This window comes from Burkholderia sp. 9777_1386 (genome assembly GCF_015712265.1).
Classification (GTDB): Bacteria; Pseudomonadota; Gammaproteobacteria; order Burkholderiales; family Burkholderiaceae; genus Burkholderia; species Burkholderia cenocepacia.
The window spans coordinates 1-19,267 of the sequence record NZ_JACCQB010000053.1; the positions used below are offsets into that span (position 1 = coordinate 1).

The 19,267-nt window shown below is 64.2% G+C and carries 19 protein-coding genes and 1 pseudogene; 4 read left to right on the forward strand and 16 right to left on the reverse strand.

Annotation, left to right across the window (positions count from 1 at the left end; genetic code table 11):
- Window positions 1-123: 123 nt before the first annotated feature.
- Window positions 124-426 (forward strand): annotated as a pseudogene (locus H0X91_RS28350) (IS3 family transposase); the annotation flags it as partial.
- A gap of 1 nt (window position 427) precedes the next feature.
- Here H0X91_RS28350 and H0X91_RS28355 read toward each other — a convergent pair.
- Together H0X91_RS28355 and H0X91_RS28360 are read right to left on the reverse strand one after the other, a co-directional pair.
- On the reverse strand, window positions 428-1,054 hold the full coding sequence (locus tag H0X91_RS28355; protein ID WP_154817459.1) for a hypothetical protein: 627 nt from the start codon (window positions 1,052-1,054) through the stop codon (window positions 428-430).
- Window positions 1,042-1,731, reverse strand: coding sequence for a hypothetical protein (locus H0X91_RS28360; protein ID WP_062885747.1), 690 nt, complete (start codon window positions 1,729-1,731; stop codon window positions 1,042-1,044). Before H0X91_RS28360 ends, H0X91_RS28355 begins: the two co-directional genes overlap by 13 nt.
- A 327-nt stretch (window positions 1,732-2,058) precedes the next feature.
- Here H0X91_RS28360 and H0X91_RS28365 point away from each other — a divergent pair, with 327 nt between their 5' ends.
- On the forward strand, window positions 2,059-2,580 hold the full coding sequence (locus H0X91_RS28365) for a fasciclin domain-containing protein (protein WP_376698123.1): 522 nt from the start codon (window positions 2,059-2,061) through the stop codon (window positions 2,578-2,580).
- A gap of 164 nt (window positions 2,581-2,744) precedes the next feature.
- Here H0X91_RS28365 and H0X91_RS28370 read toward each other — a convergent pair whose 3' ends face one another.
- Window positions 2,745-4,265 (reverse strand): cryptochrome/photolyase family protein, encoded by a 1,521-nt coding sequence (locus H0X91_RS28370; protein ID WP_062885745.1) that lies wholly within the window; start codon window positions 4,263-4,265, stop codon window positions 2,745-2,747.
- Window positions 4,266-4,339: 74 nt separating this feature from the next.
- Window positions 4,340-4,900, reverse strand: a complete 561-nt coding sequence (locus tag H0X91_RS28375; RefSeq protein WP_063625718.1) for a DUF2878 domain-containing protein — start codon at window positions 4,898-4,900, stop codon at window positions 4,340-4,342.
- Between the two features lie 412 nt (window positions 4,901-5,312).
- Between H0X91_RS28375 and H0X91_RS28380 the strand changes: the two genes are divergently transcribed.
- Window positions 5,313-6,272, forward strand: coding sequence for an alpha/beta hydrolase (locus H0X91_RS28380; RefSeq protein ID WP_042973677.1), 960 nt, complete (start codon window positions 5,313-5,315; stop codon window positions 6,270-6,272).
- A gap of 85 nt (window positions 6,273-6,357) precedes the next feature.
- Here the strand turns inward: H0X91_RS28380 and H0X91_RS28385 are convergent, their stop codons facing one another.
- Window positions 6,358-7,329, reverse strand: a complete 972-nt coding sequence (locus tag H0X91_RS28385) for a MerR family transcriptional regulator (RefSeq protein WP_009687760.1) — start codon at window positions 7,327-7,329, stop codon at window positions 6,358-6,360.
- 274 nt (window positions 7,330-7,603) lie between these two features.
- Here H0X91_RS28385 and H0X91_RS28390 point away from each other — a divergent pair, with 274 nt between their 5' ends.
- Window positions 7,604-9,133, forward strand: a complete 1,530-nt coding sequence (locus H0X91_RS28390) for a cryptochrome/photolyase family protein (RefSeq protein ID WP_196433557.1) — start codon at window positions 7,604-7,606, stop codon at window positions 9,131-9,133.
- 125 nt (window positions 9,134-9,258) lie between these two features.
- Here H0X91_RS28390 and H0X91_RS28395 read toward each other — a convergent pair whose 3' ends face one another.
- The 11 genes from H0X91_RS28395 to H0X91_RS28445 form a co-directional block, all read right to left on the reverse strand.
- Complete coding sequence (locus H0X91_RS28395; protein ID WP_062886088.1) at window positions 9,259-9,963, reverse strand: sigma-70 family RNA polymerase sigma factor; 705 nt, start codon at window positions 9,961-9,963, stop codon at window positions 9,259-9,261.
- Window positions 9,964-10,079: 116 nt separating this feature from the next.
- Window positions 10,080-10,811: a GTP cyclohydrolase I gene (gene folE, locus H0X91_RS28400; protein ID WP_021157777.1), complete on the reverse strand. Its 732-nt coding sequence runs from the start codon at window positions 10,809-10,811 to the stop codon at window positions 10,080-10,082.
- A 99-nt stretch (window positions 10,812-10,910) separates the two neighbouring features.
- A complete protein-coding gene (locus H0X91_RS28405; protein ID WP_230391146.1) occupies window positions 10,911-11,807 on the reverse strand; it encodes a hypothetical protein in 897 nt (298 codons plus the stop codon).
- A gap of 518 nt (window positions 11,808-12,325) precedes the next feature.
- On the reverse strand, window positions 12,326-12,496 hold the full coding sequence (locus tag H0X91_RS28410; protein WP_080465583.1) for a DUF2256 domain-containing protein: 171 nt from the start codon (window positions 12,494-12,496) through the stop codon (window positions 12,326-12,328).
- 102 nt (window positions 12,497-12,598) lie between these two features.
- Window positions 12,599-13,132: a chalcone isomerase family protein gene (locus H0X91_RS28415; RefSeq protein ID WP_046546927.1), complete on the reverse strand. Its 534-nt coding sequence runs from the start codon at window positions 13,130-13,132 to the stop codon at window positions 12,599-12,601.
- A 1-nt stretch (window position 13,133) separates the two neighbouring features.
- Entirely contained in the window at window positions 13,134-14,351 is a 1,218-nt protein-coding gene (locus H0X91_RS28420) for an SAM-dependent methyltransferase (RefSeq protein WP_062885741.1), read from the reverse strand.
- Window positions 14,348-15,202 (reverse strand): DUF1365 domain-containing protein, encoded by an 855-nt coding sequence (locus H0X91_RS28425; RefSeq protein WP_196433552.1) that lies wholly within the window; start codon window positions 15,200-15,202, stop codon window positions 14,348-14,350. The genes H0X91_RS28420 and H0X91_RS28425 overlap by 4 nt, the downstream gene beginning before the upstream one ends.
- The gene (locus tag H0X91_RS28430) at window positions 15,199-16,503 is read right to left on the reverse strand and encodes an NAD(P)/FAD-dependent oxidoreductase (protein WP_059698581.1); all 1,305 of its coding nucleotides are present in this window, start codon (window positions 16,501-16,503) and stop codon (window positions 15,199-15,201) included. The genes H0X91_RS28425 and H0X91_RS28430 overlap by 4 nt, the downstream gene beginning before the upstream one ends.
- A gap of 92 nt (window positions 16,504-16,595) precedes the next feature.
- Window positions 16,596-17,216: a lipocalin family protein gene (locus H0X91_RS28435; RefSeq protein ID WP_009687747.1), complete on the reverse strand. Its 621-nt coding sequence runs from the start codon at window positions 17,214-17,216 to the stop codon at window positions 16,596-16,598.
- A complete protein-coding gene (locus tag H0X91_RS28440) occupies window positions 17,213-18,313 on the reverse strand; it encodes an SAM-dependent methyltransferase (protein WP_059698585.1) in 1,101 nt (366 codons plus the stop codon). Before H0X91_RS28440 ends, H0X91_RS28435 begins: the two co-directional genes overlap by 4 nt.
- Window positions 18,310-19,143, reverse strand: coding sequence for a DUF1295 domain-containing protein (locus tag H0X91_RS28445; protein ID WP_196433553.1), 834 nt, complete (start codon window positions 19,141-19,143; stop codon window positions 18,310-18,312). The genes H0X91_RS28440 and H0X91_RS28445 overlap by 4 nt, the downstream gene beginning before the upstream one ends.
- Between the last annotated feature and the right edge of the window lie 124 nt (window positions 19,144-19,267).

A 19,267-nucleotide genomic window follows, 5' to 3' on the forward strand; every position in this document is an offset into this window, starting at 1 on the left:
CCGTTGCAAATACATTGAATACCAGGCCCCGGAAAGCGCTCGGCTGGAAGACGCCGGCCGAAGCTCTCGACGAGTACCTGAAATCTGTTCAACAATTTAGTGTTGCGACGACCGGTTGAATCCGCCCAATACGCGAGTCACGAGTTCCAGCGCAAGCTGAGCGCCTACGGCATGCGCTGCTCAATGAGTCGCAAGGGAAGCTGTTGGGACAATGCCCCAACGGAAAGCTTCTTCAACAGCTTGAAGAACGAACGGGTTCACGCCACGCGCTACCGGACGCATCAGGACGCGAAGGCCGATCTGTTCGAATACATCGAAGTGTTTTACAACCGCACTCGTCGTCATTCGTCGCTCGGCTTTGTGTCTCCGGAAAGGTATCTTCAGGACTGGATCAACGCTCAGCAGACCAAGAATGCGGCTGCATAACTCAGGACCGTTGGAAGGCGAAAAACCGAGGGAAGCTCACCCGTGCAACCGCCACGGGTTTGCCTATAAGCGTTTCCAGCGTCGTATCTCCAGACACAGATGTTGGCGCTCCGAGCACATTGTGCAGATTCCGGACGGCGATCTGCCAGCTCCGTCGTGTTTCATCTGCGGACATGTCGCGACGGTACACATTGATGGCCATCAACGTGTGATCCGGCGCGAAACTGAACCATATTTCGCTCACGGGTGGTCCATTCGAGCCGAGCGTTTCTGCAGGCACGCCTCGACAGCGCAGGTAGCGCAAGCCTCGGGACAATTCGAGGCACTGCGCCTTGTATCGCGACATTCTTTCCAGCACTTCTGCTTCCGTACTGCGATCGAGCTGCAGGCCAAACGCAGGACGGTGGGCGGCCGCTGATACACCTCTCTCCTGCAAAATCGCTTTGTTGCGAATCGACAGCACCGTTCGGGAATCGACGGAATCAACTGGACACTTCACGCCAAGCTCGGTGAGGAGCCGTCGCCCTTGCGTCGTGTGCAACCAGCCGATCCCGGCAACACTCACGGAGAGTGCCGCAGCGACCCACGCGATCACGTGGGTCCTTCGCACCGCCGTCAGCCCGTACATGATGATGCAACCGTCGGGGGAAGATACACGGGGCCGCCGGGTGTGGCGCTGATGATGGTATTACGCAGGTTGAAGAGGGTGGGTACCGCACTGAACTGGAATTTTGTGCCGACCGGGATGCCGGCTGAGTTTTTCTCGGTAAGCGTGTACGTTCCATTCGTCGTCGACGTCAGTGCGGCAAAGTCCGCGGCCGAGAGCTTGCTTTGCAGCGTCGCGACGAGATCCACCATGAACTGGTCGAACACGCAGCCTGGAACGCCGACGTCGTTATGGGCAGTCGTCATGTCTTGGCACATCTCCGGTTGGGAGTCGATGTCTCCGGCGACCTTGACGGGGCCAGGGTAGGTGTACGGACCGCCGAGGAGCGATTCAAACTGCAACGTGAGACATGCTTCAAGCCGTGCGGGGGTGTCATGGGCTGCACTGCTGTGGCTCGCATTACCTGATACGGCCGCAAAATAGGGCGCTTCGACCGGGTCCGCCAAAAGGCCTGCGACAGCCGCATTGACCACGCCGGCCACTACGCCGGGGGCAGCCGAATCACCGCCGAGCGCGGTCCAGATGGCCAGATTCTCCGGATGTTGTGCTGCCACGGGAGCAATGTCATCTCCGCCTCCGCAAGCGCTGAGCGCGAACGGCGCCGCTGCGGCAACGACGATACCGATGAAAAGCTTCATGAGTTGTCTCCTCTGAATGCCATCGCGACGCCATTTCCCGAGGTGGGACACCGAGCACCTTGGCTGGATGACATACGCAGATACGGTGGCCGAGCGAGAACGGATGCAGTGGCGATTGAAGATGGGCAAGGTTTTCGACACCCTTGAGATGCCCTGGATCGCAGATCTGTCCGCGATGAAGTGTTCGACCTTGCATCCGCTGCGCGGCTCGACTCGTATCTCCGATTGCTTCCAACCACGGCGGCAATTTTGCGGAGTACTAAAATGAAATCTTTCAGCAAAGCAAAACTGGGTGGCGTGGCGCTCGCCCTTGCATTCGCAACGTGCATGTACGCGCCGGCCACCGAGGCAGGATCCATGTCGATGGAGCAGACGGTCGAGGTGGGTGGCGCCGCGATGTACCCGTCGAGGAACATCGTCGAAAACGCGATGAATTCTCATGACCACACGACGCTGGTCGCAGCGGTCAAGGCGGGCGGGCTGGTCGACACATTGTCGAGCAAGGGGCCCTTCACGGTATTTGCACCGACCAACGAAGCATTCGCCGCGTTGCCGGCCGGCACGGTGCAGACGTTATTGAAGCCGGAGAACAAGGCTGTGCTCGTCAAGGTGTTGACGTATCACGTCGTATCCGGACGACTCACGGCATTCGACCTTGCCAGGGCGGTCGAGCAAGGCGGCGGCAAGGCAACGCTGAAGACGGTCGAAGGCGATTCCCTGATCGTCAGCCATGGCCCGAACGGACTAGCCGTCACCGACGACAAGGGCAATGTCGCGCACGTCACGATCGGCGATGTCATGCAGTCCAATGGCGTGATTCACGTGGTCGACTCCGTGCTGATGCCCTGATACTTCAGCCTGTACCTGGAGGAAGGCGTGATGTGCGGAAGCAGGCCGGGCGCGCTCGCACGTCACGTCGTTCTCGGTATGTCGTCGGGGCGCCCCCGTCGCACGGTCGAGCCCGAACGTTTCAATCGGCGATTCGTGATTCGATTCCGGATGGCAATCGAGGGTCACTTCATTTGGTTCTGTGTATTCAGGATATCTACCGAACTGAGGGCTCGCGCGCGTGCATCCTGGTGATCCACGATCGGAAAGGGATAACTTGCGCCGAGCGCGATGGATGCTTCTTGCAGCGCTTCAGCGGAAGCGGTCCATGGGCTGTGGACCGTTTCGGCGGGGAGTGCAGATAGTTCGGGCACCCACCGCCGCGTGTATTCGCCTCTCGGGTCGAACTTTTTCCCCTGCAAAACAGGATTGAAGATTCGAAAATACGGGGCTGCGTCGGCGCCGCTTCCTGACACCCATTGCCACCCGGCGGGATTGCTTGCCTCGTCCGCATCAACCAGCGTATCCCAGAACCATGCTTCGCCCTCGCGCCAGTCGATCAGCAAGTGCTTGGTGAGAAATGACGCTGTCACCATGCGCACGCGGTTGTGCATCCAGCCCGTGTACCAAAGCTCGCGCATGCCGGCGTCTACCAGCGGATATCCTGTTTTCCCCGTTTGCCACGCGCGAAGCGCCTTGGCATCGGTGCGCCACGGCATGGCGTCAAACTGACGCCGAAAATTGAACTGATGAAGGGGTTTGCAGTGATAGAGCAGGTAATACGAGAATTCTCTCCATCCGAGTTCACTGAAGAACTTGCTCAACGACTCATTTTTGGCATCGTCAATGCGAACAACTCGCCTGCTTCGCAGGGTGTCTACCGCTGATAACGTTGCGTACCACACCTGCCGGGCCGAGATATTTCCAAAGCGAAGATAGGGAGAAAGCCGGCTCGTCGCTCGAGCGGCCGGAAAATCTCGAGCGCCGGCATAATCGGAAAACGAGTTTTCAATGAAGGCCTCGAGTTGATGCCCGGCCGCTTCCTCGCCGCATCGCCAGGTCGCACGCAGACCCTCCGCCCAGTCTGGCGTCGAGGGCTGCAGTGCAAGTTCAGGAAGCGTACGGACGTGTGCGCTGATGTTCTTGGAGACGGGAAAGAACGTGACCCGAGCCGGCGCCGACAGCGGGCACGGCGGGAAAAAATTGTCGCGGCGAGCGGCTTTCCAGTAAGCGCTGAATACCTGGAACGGCAAGCCTTCGCGCGTGGCCACTGTCCAGGGTTCCCGCAAAAGGTGGCCATTGAATGTCGACACGTCGATGCCGCGCGCGATCAGGTCTTTCTTGATCGATGCATCCATTTCCGTTTGCGCTTTCGAGTAGCGGCGATTCCAGCAAACCATCGCCGCCCGGGTTTCGACGGCGAGGTGCCTGATGGCTTCGTGTTCGTTACCGCGAAGCACGAGCAGCGAGCCGCCGAGAGCGGAAAGCGAGCCGTCGAGTTTTTTCAACGACTCGTGCAGCCACCACTTTTGCGCGCCTCCCATGGGACGCCCGAGCGTCGGGGCAGGGTCGTAGACGTAGACGCAAACAACAGGATGGCCGGTGCTGACCGCATGAGAGAGTGCGGGATTGTCGCTGAGTCGTTGGTCATCCCGAAACCATACGATAACGGGGCGGGATTCATAAGGCAGTTCGGAGCTTGTCATGTGTGGTGCCCGAGAAGGTACGTTGGCAATTTGAACGGGATCGGAGATAAAGCTGGCTTGCGACGCTTCCGGCTCTATCCGGCGCGGGCGTCATTCATGTCGCCTGCGCCGATTGGCGGAGGAGAAGGGGGCGTTACGCCATCCCAATGGCTTGCAATCGCAAGCGCGGCCGGCAAGATGAACGCCCAGCCGGTTGCGAGAACGGCGAGCGCTGCAGCCGGATCGGTGAAATGAACGGCCCCCAGCGCCGCACCTGCGCGAAAGGATGCGGGGCCTGCGAATGCACCGACGAGCGCCGAGATGAGCGGTCGCGCCCGAAGCCAGTGCAGCAAGGTATTGAGTTGAATCGCGAACAGCGCCCACAGCCCCGCGAGCCAGTACGGCGCTGTGCCTTTGAGAAGAACGCCGTTCGGGTACACGAGCAGGCCGGAATGTGCAACGGTGCTGTCCCATAACCATCCGGACACCGTGACCGTGATGACAATCCGCGCCTCGGATGCTGGCCGACGCGCGAAGAGAAGATGGCCGGCTGTCGCGATCAGCGCGTAGGTGACGCCCCACGCCGCGTGATGCGATGCGGCAGTCATCACGCATACCAGCCATCCTGTCTGGGTCGTCGCGAGATAGACGTACACGCGAGCGGTACCGGACTTTCGCGTGCTCGACGTCAGTTGATTCGGCGCGCTTCTCATGATCGCTCGCGCGGGATCGGTAACGGCATGCTCGCCGCGCCGCCATGTCGACGTTGCATCTCGGGGTAAGTGGCAGGTAGAACGTTCATGGCAGTCGGCTCTCACTATCGTCGACTAGCGGACTCGCCACCGGACGTTTGCTTGGCAGCGAGCGGTGGTCGGCATTCCGCGTTGTTCACAACTCCCTTCCACATACGACTCTCCGTTGCGGACGGATGCACGCGCGTACGGAAGACCTGGATGCCGTTAAGGGGGAGCGGCTGCCATGCGATGCATGCATCCGCTTGCGCGCAAGCGCCGTAAACCACATACCAGGCGGCGGATGCGGCCGGAATCGTCAGGTATGGGGATCTCCATGAACATGAAAGCCGGACTCGTCGTCCTGTCGGTGCTGCTCGCGGCCGGTCTCCTCTCCGCGTGCAGCCCGGTGCGGCTCCTGAATGCGCTGACGCCGAGCTACACGTTCAGTCTTTTCGCAGGTATCCCGTACGGATCCGGCGAACGCCAGGTGCTCGACGTCTACTTGCCCACGCGCGTCTTGCATCACTGGCCGGCCGATGCGAGCGCGGGCGCCCCTGTGGTCGTGTTCCTTTACGGCGGAAGCTGGCAGTCCGGCGAGCGCAAGGACTATCTGTTCGTGGGCGAGGCGCTCGCGTCGAGGGGTTTTGTTGCCGTCTTACCCGACTACAGGACGTATCCGGCGACTACCTTTCCCGGTTTCGTCGACGATGCGGCGCAGGCGGTCGCGTGGGCACGCGAGCACGCGGTTGCGTTCGGCGGCGATCCACGTCGCCTGTTTCTGATGGGGCATTCCGCGGGTGCGCAGATTGCCGCATTGCTTGCGACCGACGGCCGCTATCTGGCGGCACAGGCGATGCGGAAGAGCGATATCGCCGGCGTGATTGGCCTGGCCGGGGCTTATGATTTCCTGCCGCTGCGCGATACCACGCTTGAAAGGATATTCCCGCAGGAAGTGCGTGCCGTGAGCCAGCCAATTCGGTTCATTCAGGGTACGGAGCCGCCGATGTGGCTGGCCACCGCGGAGAACGACACCGTGGTCGAGCCCGGCAACACGACCCGCTTCGCGCGAGCATTGCAAGAGATGGGCGACACCGTCGTGGTCATGCGTTACGGGAACGTGAGCCATGCATCGATCGTCGGTGTTCTGGGCGCGCCGTTGCGAGGGATGGCGTCAGTGCTCGACGATCTCTCCGCGTTCGTGGATGGCGTCGCGAAGGCGTCCAATGGTGGAACCACGGGCAGGCCGCCGACGTCGCCTGCCGCAGCGCCTCGTTCTTCGGTTTCGGCTCAGTGATCGATGCAAGCCCTGCATTGCACGCGAAAGAGCATCGCCACCTGCCGTCGTGGGCAGGTCGGAACAGCCGGCGGCGTGTGCCGCGCTACAGCGCCTTCAGTTCCGGCGTCGTCCCGCCCAATCCCTCTTCGCGAAGAATGACGGCAAGCGCCGTCTCGAGCAATTCGGCTGCCCGGTTCGCTGCGTCTCCAAGGTGGCGGTGCAGCAGCGCATCGGCCGGCGATCGAGACACGCATTCGTCGCTGTATCGCTCGAACGCACTGAGCTGCATGATCAATTCGGAGAGATGACGCGGACACTCGCATTTGACGGTGGTGGACAGGCCGCTGAGCGACGCGAGCGTCGCCTCGTCGAAGCGTCGCCGCGTGCGCAGCCAGAGCCCGCGATCCGCGTCATTCGACTGGCGCGACTTGACGACGGCTTGCGCCAGTTTCGAAATGATCGATATCGGGTTGGTCTGGCCTTCCGTCGACCGGAACAGCTCGAACCCCGACAGACGCGCCAGCTCGACCGCCTCTGCCGTGCCGAACCCGTATACGACGGCCACGGCGTGCGCGTTGAGCTGTTGCGCCACGGCAGCGAGCTGCGAAACGACATCCTCATGGAGCGACGTGGTCGTCGCGATGAGGGCATCGACTGACGTACCCGCATGCGCGCTCGTGTCGTCGAGCGAGTCGATTCGCGCGGCGATCCGGATTCCCATTCGCTCTATCGCGGATTCCGGAATCGAAAGCGCGCCGACGACCGCGAGGCTCACACTTGCCTCGTGAAACACCGGGTCACGCGTATTCGTCAACGACAACGCCTCGAGTTCCTCGCGGCTCAGGCTGGCGATCGAGCCGATCGCGTGGCCCTGATTGACGAGCGTTTTCAGCAATCGAATTCGCTGGACGTCGTCGTCCGAGTACAGTCGTTGTCCGGACGGCGTTTTGGGCGGCGCAACCACGCCATAGCGCCTTTCCCAGATTCTCAGCGTGGCTGCCGGCATGCGCGCCAGGCGCGCGGCCTCGCCGCTGCGATAGCGATGGGGCGTATCGCGATCCTTGCGAGGGGGCATCGTTGCTCTCCTGAAGTTGACGTACTGTTGTCTCAGGATTGTACGCAGTTTGCGTGAAATACGAAGCAGGAAAGTGATTCAATATACGTATTTTCGTCCGAAAAGGTGGTTCGCGAAGCGCGAGCCGGCTAAAATGCTGGGAAGCGGTACCGCTCCGTGTTGCGAGGTCGGTCAGGACGCGCGCGGTGCCGCGCGTACGGAGGGGCAAGGTGTTTCGTTCGACGCGCGGGTGTCTCGACAACCCAGGCGGCGATCATCAATCGCGAAGCGTCCCATGAAGACTTTAAGGCTTGTCCTCGGCGATCAGCTGGACCCGAATCATCATTGGTTTTCCGATGTCCGGGCCGAAACGATCTACGTGCTGATGGAAGTTCGGCAGGAAACCGACTACACGCTCCATCACGCTCAGAAGCTGATTGCGATCTTTGCGGCGATGCGCCGCTTCGCGAGGCTGTTGCGCGATGCGGGCCATCGCGTGCACTACATCGAGATCGACGACCCGCTCAATCGTCAGGCCATTCCCGCCAACCTGGACAGTGTCGCCGAGCTTCACGGCGCGGCGTGCATCGAGTATCTGCTGCCGGACGAATGGCGGGTCGACCAGCAGCTGAGCGCCTATGCGGCAGCGGCGAGCGTGCCGGTTCGCGCGGTCGATACCGGTCATTTCCATACGACGCGCGACGAAGTCGCGCAAGTGCTCGGAGCCGGCCGATCATGGATCATGGATCGCTTCTACCGGAGCATGCGCGTGCGGCATCGCGTCTTGCTCGACGGGGAAGGGCGGCCTGCAGGCGGGCAGTGGAACTACGATGCCGAGAACCGCCAGGCGTGGTCCGGCTCGCCCGCGGAACCGGCCGACTGGCGTCCGCATCACGATCATCGCGCGCTGTGGCAACAGATCGTTGCGGCGGGCGTGCGCAGCTTCGGGGAGCCGTCGGCCGGCGACTTCCGCTGGCCCGTCGATCGCGCCGAAGCGCTCGCCTGCCTCGACGCCTTCATCCGGGATGCGCTACCGTTTTTCGGGCAGTTCCAGGACGCGATGCACGGGAGCGCGCGGCGCCTGTTCCACTCGATGCTGTCGTTCGCGCTCAATGTGAAAATGTTGAATCCGCGCGAAGTCGTCGCGCGGGCCGAGCAAGCGTATCGCAGCGGCGCGGCGCCGCTTGCCGCGGTCGAAGGGTTCATCCGGCAGATACTGGGCTGGCGCGAGTTCGTGCGAGGCGTGTACTGGGCACGCATGCCGGGCTATGAAAACAGCAATGCGTTCGGTCATCGCCGCCCGTTGCCGCATTGGTTCTGGGATGGCCGCACGCGAATGGCCTGCATGTCGCATGCGCTGCGGCAGTCGCTCGAAGACGCGCATGCGCATCACATCCTGCGGCTGATGGTGATCGGCAACTTTGCGCTGCTGGCCGGGCTGGATCCGCACGACGTGCATGAGTGGTACCTCGGTGTCTATATCGATGCGTTCGAATGGGTCGAGATGCCGAACACGCTCGGCATGAGTCAATACGCCGACGGCGGGGCAATGGCGACCAAGCCCTACGTTTCCAGCGCCGCGTACATCCATCGGATGAGCAATTACTGCAAGGGCTGCGCGTACGACCGCAATGCTCGAACCGGCGCGCGCGCATGCCCGTTCAACGCGCTGTACTGGGACTTTTTCGACCGGCACCGCGGCGCGCTGCAGCACAACAATCGGATTGGAATGGTCTATCGGCAGCTCGCGCGCTTTGATGACGAGGCGCTCGAAGCGATTCGCATGCAGGCGGACAGCGTGGTGCGGAATATCGAATCGCTGTAGGCCGTTCCGTCATCTGCCGCCGCCGTCGAAAACGGAGCGTGCGAAGCATGCATGTGCGGTGTGGATGCACCCTTCGCTTCGGATCGCCAATGATCTCTGCTCGAACCGCGAAGCGATTCGCGTGCTCATTGCTCGAGATACATCCTGAGTCGCATCAGGCTGCGGCGAATCCAGCTCTTCATCGTGCCGAGCGGCACCTGCATGCGTTCGGCCAGCTCCGCATACGACGCGCCGCCATGAAACGCTTCCCGCAGCACATACGCCTGCCGTTCGCACAGATGCGCGAGCCCGCGCTCCAGACGCAGGCGCTCCTGGCTCGCCTGAGCGCCGAGGTCGGGTGTCGGGTTTTCGTCGGGGATCGACAGCGCCAGTTCGTCGTCGAGCGGAAGCTCGCGGTGTTGCCTGATCCGGTCGATGGTCCGATTGCGTGCGAGCGTCATCAGCCATGTCATTGCCGTGCCGCGTCCGGCGTCGAATGAATCGGCGCGACGCCACGCCGTCGTGAACACGTCCTGAAGCAGGTCTTCCGCTTCGTGGCCGTCGCGGATCATCCGGACGATCACGCCGTACAGCCGCGCCGCCGTCAATCGATACAGCTGCGCGAACGCGTGCTCGTCGCCGGCGGCGACGCGAGACAGCAATTGGTCGAGTTCCGCATGCGCGTCAGGTGCTTCGTCGGGCTGAACGACCGCATCTGCGGTGAATTCGGTTCTGCCGCCCGGGCGCGACCTCGCGCGAGACGCGTCCCGGCGTTGCTGCCTGCCTGAATGCGGCTTCGTCGATCGACCCTGGCCGGACGACGGGCGGAGCGAATCGTGCGAGCAGTTCATCGGGAACTCCGTATGGCTTTGCGCTTCCTGCTGTTGCGCGCCCGCGGTGACGAGCAGGCGCGGCTCATGGCCGGGCACGGTGCCGTCGCATTCGTCGCGAATGCCTGTCGCGCGCATTACGCATTCTTTCCGGACAACAAGGCGAGAAACTCTCGGCGAAGCGATGCGTCCGCGAGAAATTTCCCGCGCATCACGCTGTTGGTCATTCTTGCCTGGTCGTCCTTGGTGCCGCGCCAATGCATGCAGAAGTGCTCGGCCTCGAGTACGACGGCAAGCCCGTCGGGCGAGATGCGCGATTCGAGGAGATCGGCGATCTGCTTGACCGCTTCTTCCTGGATCTGCGGGCGCGTCATGACCCAGTTCACGAGCCTTCCGTACTTCGACAGGCCGATCAGATTCGACGCGGCGCTCGGCAGCACGCCGATCCAGATGCGGCCCATGATCGGGCAGAGATGATGCGAGCAGGCGCTGCGCACGCGCAGCGGCCCGACGATCAGCAGCTCGTCCAGCCGCTCGACGTTCGGAAATTCGGTGACCGACGGCGCCGCGTCGTAGCGGCCCGCGAACACCTCGCGGATGAACATCTTCGCGACGCGCCGCGAGGTTTCCCGGGTGTTGTGGTCGTTGTCGACGTCGATCACGAGCGAGCGAAGCACCGCTTCCATTCCCTGCGCAACTTCGTTCTGCAACGCCTCCAGTTCGCCGTCGCGCAGGTGCGCGGCGATGTTGTCGTTTGCATGGAAGCGCACGCCCGCGTTCTCGAGCCGACGACGGATGATGTGCGACAGAGGAATGCCCTCGTCGATCGCAGTCAAGGTGTGCTCGGGAGCGTCGATCAGATTGCCCATTTCGGTTCGTTTCTCGAGGTTAGGGGGTCATGCGATGGATCGCGACAGAGGTGATGATTTGCCTGTGTTTCCTGGATAAAAACCGGGCGAACGCCGTCGCTATTTCGACGACGCGCCGACGGGGTGGCGCTCACCTGGCGTGCGCGGGCGTGCATGGCGGCCCGGCAGCGTCACCGGAGATCCGGTCCTGATCGCGCACGACGGACCCATTGGCGTTGCCGGGGCCCAGCCGCCGACGTTCCGGCGGAACCGCAACATCGGGTCGTTCGCCGTCGGCTTCGCCGCGAGCATGACGGCGGCGGACTGTTGCAACCTGGCCAGGACGAACGCCTGGTCGACGCGGCCGCCGACCGAGTGAAACAGATGGAACCCTGCAAGGCGGATCAACGCGAGGGCCTGCACGCTGCCGTACTCATAGATGATCGCGGCCGCGCGGACACGGCGCGCCTGTGCCAGCAACACGAATTGAATCGCCAGAGCCATATGCAACGACGAGACCTCGGCGATCAGGGCGTCGACAGCCGGGCCCGGCTGTCGTAGCGCGCGCGGCACCGACTCGACGCGCTCGCTGACGTGCAGGCCGGCTTGCTCGATCGTTTCGTCGGATACAGTCAGCCAGCCCGTGACGAGTAGCGTGGGACACACGCGAGCCGCAACGGTGTTCGATCGCCGTTCGGGCAGTGCGCCGTGCAGGCTGGCGCTTGCACACCGGTCGGTCACCTGTGGCGAGCGGTGCCGGCAGCGTTGGCCGCGCTGCAGCGCAGCGACTCGCAAGCGCGCTGCAATCGGCCGGTCGGGCGCCGCACCGGCGTAGTGTGACGGTCTGCGTGCCGGGGCGACGGACACGCGCACCACCATTGAAGCCGGACACGCCGGAAGCCGGCGCGGCTTGATGTCGTGATTGCGTGTTGGCACGGGGCCTCCCTCGGTCGATTCATGCGTCACAGCTGGATTGTATGCAAATTTTCCGGAAAGTGAAGCGGAAAAGTGATTCATTAAATAATTTGTACCGAAAGTTTGTGCGTTAGGTCCTACGTCAGCATCGGGAAATTGCGTTTTCACCACGTGAACGCTCATTTTTATAAGCGTATTGCGTGTCTGTAGTGCATACGAAACGACTTTCGGGGTCAATGGGATGCTGACCAAGATTGGTCAAGATGGACCAGGAAGTACGCAGGAAGGCAGGCGATTTCGATGCAAGAATCGATCGTGTCTCACATTTGTGAGTCGATACTACGGGATCCGGCCTGCGGCCGCTCGCGCCAACGAACATGACCGGGCGTTCACGCAAGCGTCGGGCAACGGGGACAGGCCGGAGTGAATAGTCTGAAGGCAACCGGGCATGCAGCAATCCAGACGGCCGCGAGGAAGTGGGGCGCTCTCGCGAGCGCGCCTGCGCGCACCGGTGCCGATCGATGCCGGTTGCCCGAAACAGGGGCGAGCATTCCGTCTCGGCTCAAGCGAAGCGCTATCCAGGCCCGCGCGCTGCTCGCGACCGGCTCATCAACGCGAAGTCACCGACGTGCAGCGTTTGTTTTCATGCTGGAACGCGGCCGCCGATTCCGACGGCAACGCTCGGAGCAATATCGGACTTCGTCCCACGCGGCTTTCCATTTCTTTCTCCAGCTGAAAGGCAAGCCGCAGGTCTCGCATGTCTTCTCAGGCAAGTGCATCTTGTTGACCATGGCGAATCACGCGTCGAGAAGGATCCTGGCGAACTGTCCGGTCGAGCAGCGCTGCCGGCGTCGATACGTCGATACATCGGACCATCGCCGCTCACCGTCGAATCAGCGCGCATCGTCGCCCAGCAACTGACGGCGCAACGACTTTGCCCGCGTGCGTGGGTCGAGCCAGATCGAGAAGAATGCGCGCGCGAACGCCGGGTCGGTCACGTCGGCCGTGAGGCGGCCGTTGGTGTAGAAGCGTGCACCGCGCTCGGGCACATACACGCCGCACAGCACGTCGCCGCGTGATACGTCGGTGAAAGCCCGTTCGATATCGCGGCGCCAAGCATCGAGCGTCGTCGCCGGCAACGGCGCGGGTGCGAGTCTCTCGATTTCGTCCATGCCCGTCGAGACGAGCCGCTCGCCTTTCACGTCGTGACGGTAGGCCAGCGACAACGCAAACGGCGTGTCGAACGCGCCGGGGGGCCGGGGCGCCCACAGCTGGGCGTCGTACAGGCAGATGCCCAGTATGCAGAACCGGCCGGATCCGATTAGTCGCGCCGATGCGATGTCGTCGACACAGCTCGCGCCGGCGAACAAGGGGGCAGCCAGCGCCGCGGCCGCGACTGCGGCGAGCATCGCAAGCCGGCGCCGCATGTCAGCCGCCCGACGACACGATGAAATGCATCACGTCGGTCCGCCGCTCGGCAAATCCCGCTTCGCAATAGGCGAGATAGAGCCGCCAGGTGCGAATGAACGTCTCGTCGAACCGTTGCGCGCGCACCGAGTCGATGCGCGCCTCGAACGCGGCCCGCCAGGTGCGCAGCGTGCGCGCGTAGTCGTCGCCGAACCCGAGCACCGGTTCGGCGGCCAGGCCGGCCCGCCGCGCGGCATCGATGAAACGCTCCGGGCTCGGCAGCATCCCGCCGGGAAAGATGAACTCGCGAATGAAGTCGCTTGACGTGCGGTACGCGTCGAATAGCGACTCGATGATCGTGATCGATTGAATCAGCGCGCGAGCACCGGGCTTCAGGCGCTGCCTGAGCGTGTCGAAATACACCGGCCAGAACGTTTCGCCCACGGCCTCGAACATCTCGATCGACACGATCGCATCGTATTGGCCGTCGACGTCGCGATAGTCGCGCAATTCGAGCGTGACCCGATCGGACAGCCCGGCGCGCGCGATGCGCTCGCGGGCCAGTGTGTATTGCGCCTGCGAGATGGTGACGCCATGCACGCGTATGCCTTGCCGTGCGGCATGCACGGCGAAGCCGCCCCAGCCGCACCCGATCTCGAGCACGCGCATGCCCGCGCGCAGGCCGAGCGAATCGACGATGCGCTGATACTTCGCCGTTTGCGCGTCGGCGAGCGAACGCTGCGTGTCGCCGTCGAAGCATGCGCTCGAATACGTCCACGTGTCGTCGAGCCACAACCCGTAAAAGTCGTTGCCGAGATCGTAGTGCGCGTGGATGTTGCGGCGGCTGCCGGCCCGCGTATTCATCCTCAGCCGGTGACGCAGCGCGTACCAGACGCGTGCCAGGCGGCCACCGGTCACCGTCTTCGCGATCACCGGCTGATTGCGGATCGCGAGGCGCAGCAGCGCGACGAGTTCGGGCGTGTCGATCCAGCCGGCGCGATACGCTTCCGCGAATCCGATGTCGCCCGCGCGCAGGATCGCACGGCACGCCCGCCAGTCGCGGACCTGCAGCGTCGCGGCCGGCTGGCAGTGCGGATCGCCGAACACATGCTGCGCGCCTTCGGGCGTTACAAGCGTCAGGTGGCCGTCGCGGATTTGTCGTAGAAGCGCGATGAACAACCGGGCCGAGAGCGGCATCGCCGGTTGCGATGCGGGAGACAGCAGGCGCAGCAAGGTCATGGACGAGCCTCGTGATCGGACATCGCCGAGCGGCCGCGTGGCGACGCGCCCGGCGAACGGGACAATGGCGAATCGGCAGCGGCAGAACGGCCGGGGGGCGTCTTGCCATAGAACGGCACGCGCGCGAGCCACAGCCGCAGCGCTTGCCAATGAATGCGAATGACGACGTTGATCGCGTTCAGCGGCTGCCGGGCCAGCGCGCGCCATGCGCGTGCCGCCGTCAGCGGCGCAGACCGCATGCCGATTGCCGTGCGCAGCAGCAGACCGTCGTCGTCGCGATAGTCGATCGCCACGCTCAGATGGTCGCCGCACTGACGCACGCGAAACGCGTAATCGCCGACGATGTCGCAAAACGGCGAGACATGAAACGTCTTGCGGCAGACGAGCACGGTGTCGGCGTCGATCGGTGCGTGACGCATCGCACTCAGCAGGTAGCCGTGGTGCGCACCGAACGTGTTGCGCACATCGGCGTACAGCGCGCGCAGCCGGCCCGCGCGGTCGTAGCAGTACCAGAAGCTCACCGGATTGAATGCGTAGCCGAAGATGCGCGGGATCGTCTGCAGCCAGATCGGGCCGTCGGCGGGAATGCCGGCGCGCGCGAGGACATCGCGCATCCACGGGCCGAGCGCGCGGCCGTCGCGCGGGCCGTAGTCGCGGGAAGCGAGCGCAAGCGGGGCCCGGCGATCGATGCCGAACCAGCCGACGTCGATCTCGTCCAGCCGCTCGACGTCGCAGCAGACCTGGAATATCGGGTACGCGAACGCATGGCGCACCGGCCGCAGCCGTTCATGCATCACGGTGCCGACGAGCAGCCGGGCGGCCGTGCCGTCGCGGGCAAAGGGCGCGTTCATGGGCGAGCCCAGGACGGCGCGATGCCGAAGCTGCGGGCGACGCGCAACGCCGATTTCAGTCCATCCTCATGGAACCCGTAGCCCGTCCACGCTCCCGCAAACCACGTATTGCGCCGCCCTTGCAGCATCGGCAGGCGATGCTGCGCATCCACGGCCGCGAGATCGAGCAGCGGGTGTTCGTAATCGTAGCGGCCGAGCTGGGTGTCGGGCGCGGGCTCGTCGACCGGATTCAACGTGACGACGACCGGCGAGCGGAACGGCAACGGCTGCAACTGGTTGAGCAGGTAGCTCACGCACACCGGCGATTCGCCGCCCGTGCGCCTCGGCCGGCCGCCCAGATAGTTCCATGCCGACCACACGCGCCGTCGGCGCGGCAGCAACGCGGTATCGGTATGAAGCACCGCGACGTTGTGCTGGTAACGCACGGCGCCGAGCACGTCGCGCTCGGCCTTGCTCGCATCCGCGAGCAGCCGCAGGCTGGTCGGCGCATGGCACGCGAGCACGATCGCGTCGAAACGCTCGTGACCGGCCGTATCGGTCGCCACCGTCACGCCCGCGTCGTCGCGCCGTATCGCGCGGACCGGCGTATTCACGCGCACGTCGTCGAGCGTCGCGGCGATGCGCTCGACGTACTGCCGCGCGCCGCCCGCGACGGTGCGCCAGGTCGGCCGGTTGTTGACCTGCAACAACGCGTGATTCAGGCAGAAGCGCAGGAACGTCGCCGCCGGAAACCGCAGGATGTCGTTGGCCGCGCTCGACCAGATGGCGGCCGCCATCGGCAGCAGGTAGTGATGCTGGAACGATGCGCCGTAACCGCCGGCCGTGAGCAGTTCCCCGACCGAAAGACGCTGCCGGCTCGCCGATTCGAGGTGATCTTGCGCGGACGCGTTGAAGCGCAGGATGTCGCGCAACATGCCGAGAAAGGTCGGCGAGAACAGGTTGCGGCGTTGTGCGAACACCGTGTTCAGGTTGCTGCCGGCCCATTCGAGCCGGCCGCCGTCGACCGAAACCGAAAACGACATGTCGGTCGAATGGGCGGCCACGCCCAGTTCGTCGAACAGCGCGATCAGGTTCGGATAGGTCCGGTCGTTGAACACGAGGAATCCCGTGTCGACGGGGTGGCGTGCGCCGTCGAGGTCGACGTCGACCGTGTGCGTGTGACCGCCGAGATAGTCGGCGGCCTCGAACAGCGTCACACGGTGACGGCGGGCCAGCAAGTACGCGCTGGCCAGGCCCGCGATGCCCGCGCCGACGACGGCAATCCGCCGGCCGGGCAGCGACATTGTAAGTTCCGGGTGCATCGCGAATGGTCTCCGTCAGTCACAAGTGCAGGTTCGGGAATCACATGTGCTCATATACGTCGCACCGCACGCGGCGGATGCAGGCGCGGTTGTCATTCGCGATCGCCGGGCGACGCGAAGCCCGGCTTGCCGATCTGGTCGGGTGTTTGCGGCACTCGCCTGAAGCGCGACGTGTCGTAACCCATCGCATCGAGCCGGGCGAGCAGCGAGCGATAGGTGGCCTCGTCCATCGTCGGCTCGCGCGAGAAGATCCAGCCGAGCGTCTTGCCCGGGTAGCCGAGGATCGTGTACCGGTAGTCGGGGTCGACGTAGAGCGTCAGTTGCGTGACATACACCGGCCAGAACAGCCGCACGCGCCATTCGCCGCCGCCGCTGCCGGGCTTGACGGCGTCGACGAACCGGTAGTGCTTCTCGGGCTGGTCGAAGCCGCCTTTGCGGCCGACGAATGCGTCGTCGATCCGGCCGTCGTCGCGCAGGCGCCACTCGGCCCGGCTGCCGACGAAGCGGCGTTCCGCGAAATACGGGATGTTCGCGATCACGTACCAGCGGCCCATGTAGCGCGGCAGGTCGACGGGTACGGTCGACAGCGGGACGGCGGCGCGCGGATTCGGGTTCGGCGGGCTGCCCGAGCACCCGGCGGCCCCGATCGCGAGCGCCGTCACGACCGTGACGGCGATGCGGCGGACGACCCGGTATGAGATTTCGGCCCTCATGCGAGAACCCGGCGCTTGTCGAACAGATAGTGGGCGACGCCCCATTCCTGCCCGTCGGCATAGCCGAACAGCTCGGCGACCGCCATGTAGAACATCCGCCAGCGCTGGAACCAGATGCGGGCGTCGGCGCCGTAGACCGTCTCGAAAATCGGCATGATCCGGGGGCGCGCCGCATCGAGCGACGCGAGCCACTGATTGGCCGTGCGGGCGTAGTGAGTCCCGTCGAGCCACCATTGGCGGGCGATGCGCACGTCGTCCTGGAACCGCAGCAGCAGGTCGGCCGACGGCATCGTCCCGCCCGTGAAGAAATGGCGCGACATCCAGTCGGTGTCGTCGTGCACCGCGAAGTGATAGGCGAGCAGCTTGTGCGCGAAGATGTGCACGAAGAGCTTGCCGTCGTCGTGCATCCAGCGCGCGATTTTGGCGAGCAGTTGCCCGTAGTTCTTCATGTGCTCGAACATCTCGATCGAGAGCACGCGGTCGAAACCGGCATCCTCGGGATCGAAGTCGAACTCCACCACGTTGCCGGTCACGATGCGCAGATTCGTCAGCCCGCGCTGCGCCGCGCACCGCTCGATGAAGTGGCGTTGACCGTGCGAATTCGACAGGCCGACGATCTGCGCGGCCGGGTAGCGCTCGGCGAGCCAGAGCGACAGCGAACCCCAGCCGCATCCGAGGTCGAGAATGCGCTGGCCGTCCTCCAGCCTGGCGCGCTGCGCGTACAACGCCAGCATGGCTTCTTCTGCTTGCGACAGCGTTTCGTCGCCGCACGGGTAATAGCCGCACGAATATTTGAGCCGCGGGCCGAGATGGGCCTTGAAGAAGCTGCCGGGCACTTCGTAATGCTGCGTGTTCGCCGCGAGCGTTTCGATTGCGATCGGACTCGCGCCCAGTTCACGCACCAGCGTGTCGTAGGCCGCCGCGCGCCGTTCGCCGTCATACGCGTGTTCGTCGCGCAGGCGTTGCCGCATGAGCGAGCGCATGCCGGCCCGGATCAGCCGGTCCGGCAGCCAGCCGCGCTCGCAGCAGCGGATCAGCCAGGCGTCGTTGGGTGCCGCCGCCGAGGCCGGCGACGGTTGCGAGGTGGTAGCGGTCATGATCGCGTGCTCCGGTCTTCAGGGTGATCGGATCGAGTGGGGAAAGGGCCGGGCGCCGGCCTCGGAGGCCACGGAACGATGGCGCTGGTCGTGCGCATGTACTCGCGGTAGCCCGGCCGGCTTTGCACCAGACGCGCTTCGAGCAGCGGCAAGCCGGATACCTTGAGCAGCAGCCATGCCATCAGGAGTGGCGGGAACAGCGTCAGCCAGCCCCACGGCATGCCGATCGCCAGCGCCGTGTAGGCGAGCCAGTGCACGCACTCGAAAAAATAGTTGGGGTGCCGCGAATAGCGCCACCAGCCGGCGCGACAGACCTGGCCGCCGTGGTCGGGATCCGCGAGAAACCGCTTGAGTTGCCGGTCGGAGGCCGTCTCTCCGGCGACGGCGGCGATCCAGATCGCCACTGCCGCGGCAATCGCGAACCGGGACGGGGTTGCCGCGCTGTATGCGGGGATAAAGAACGCGATGGACAGCAGCATCGAGATCAGCGCCTGCAACTGGAACAGCCAGAACATGTTGCGCGGCGCGGCGTCGCCCCACTGCAGGCGGAACTGTCGATAGCGCGGGTCTTCCGGCTGCCCGCGATTGCGCCGCCACAGGTGTCGCGCGAGTCGCAGCCCCCAGATGCCGCCGCCGGCGGCGACGAGCGCACGATTCAATTCCGGGCCGGAAGCCAGCACGGCGACGAACACGGCTACGCCGCCGAGCGTCGCGGCCCAGACAGGATCGATCATCCCGGCGTTCCGGGAATGCAATTGGGCAATCCATACCGCCGTGAAGGACAGGATCAGTCCGACGAAGGCGAGGAGGGCAACGACGACGGCGGGCATACGGGCTCCGAGGGCGCGATATCCCTCTATACGGAGCGGTCGACCGATCGGATGCAGACGGATGCGACGAGATGCGCGATCTCGTCGATAGAGACGGCAGCGGGCGGCACGCCGCCTCCCTTTA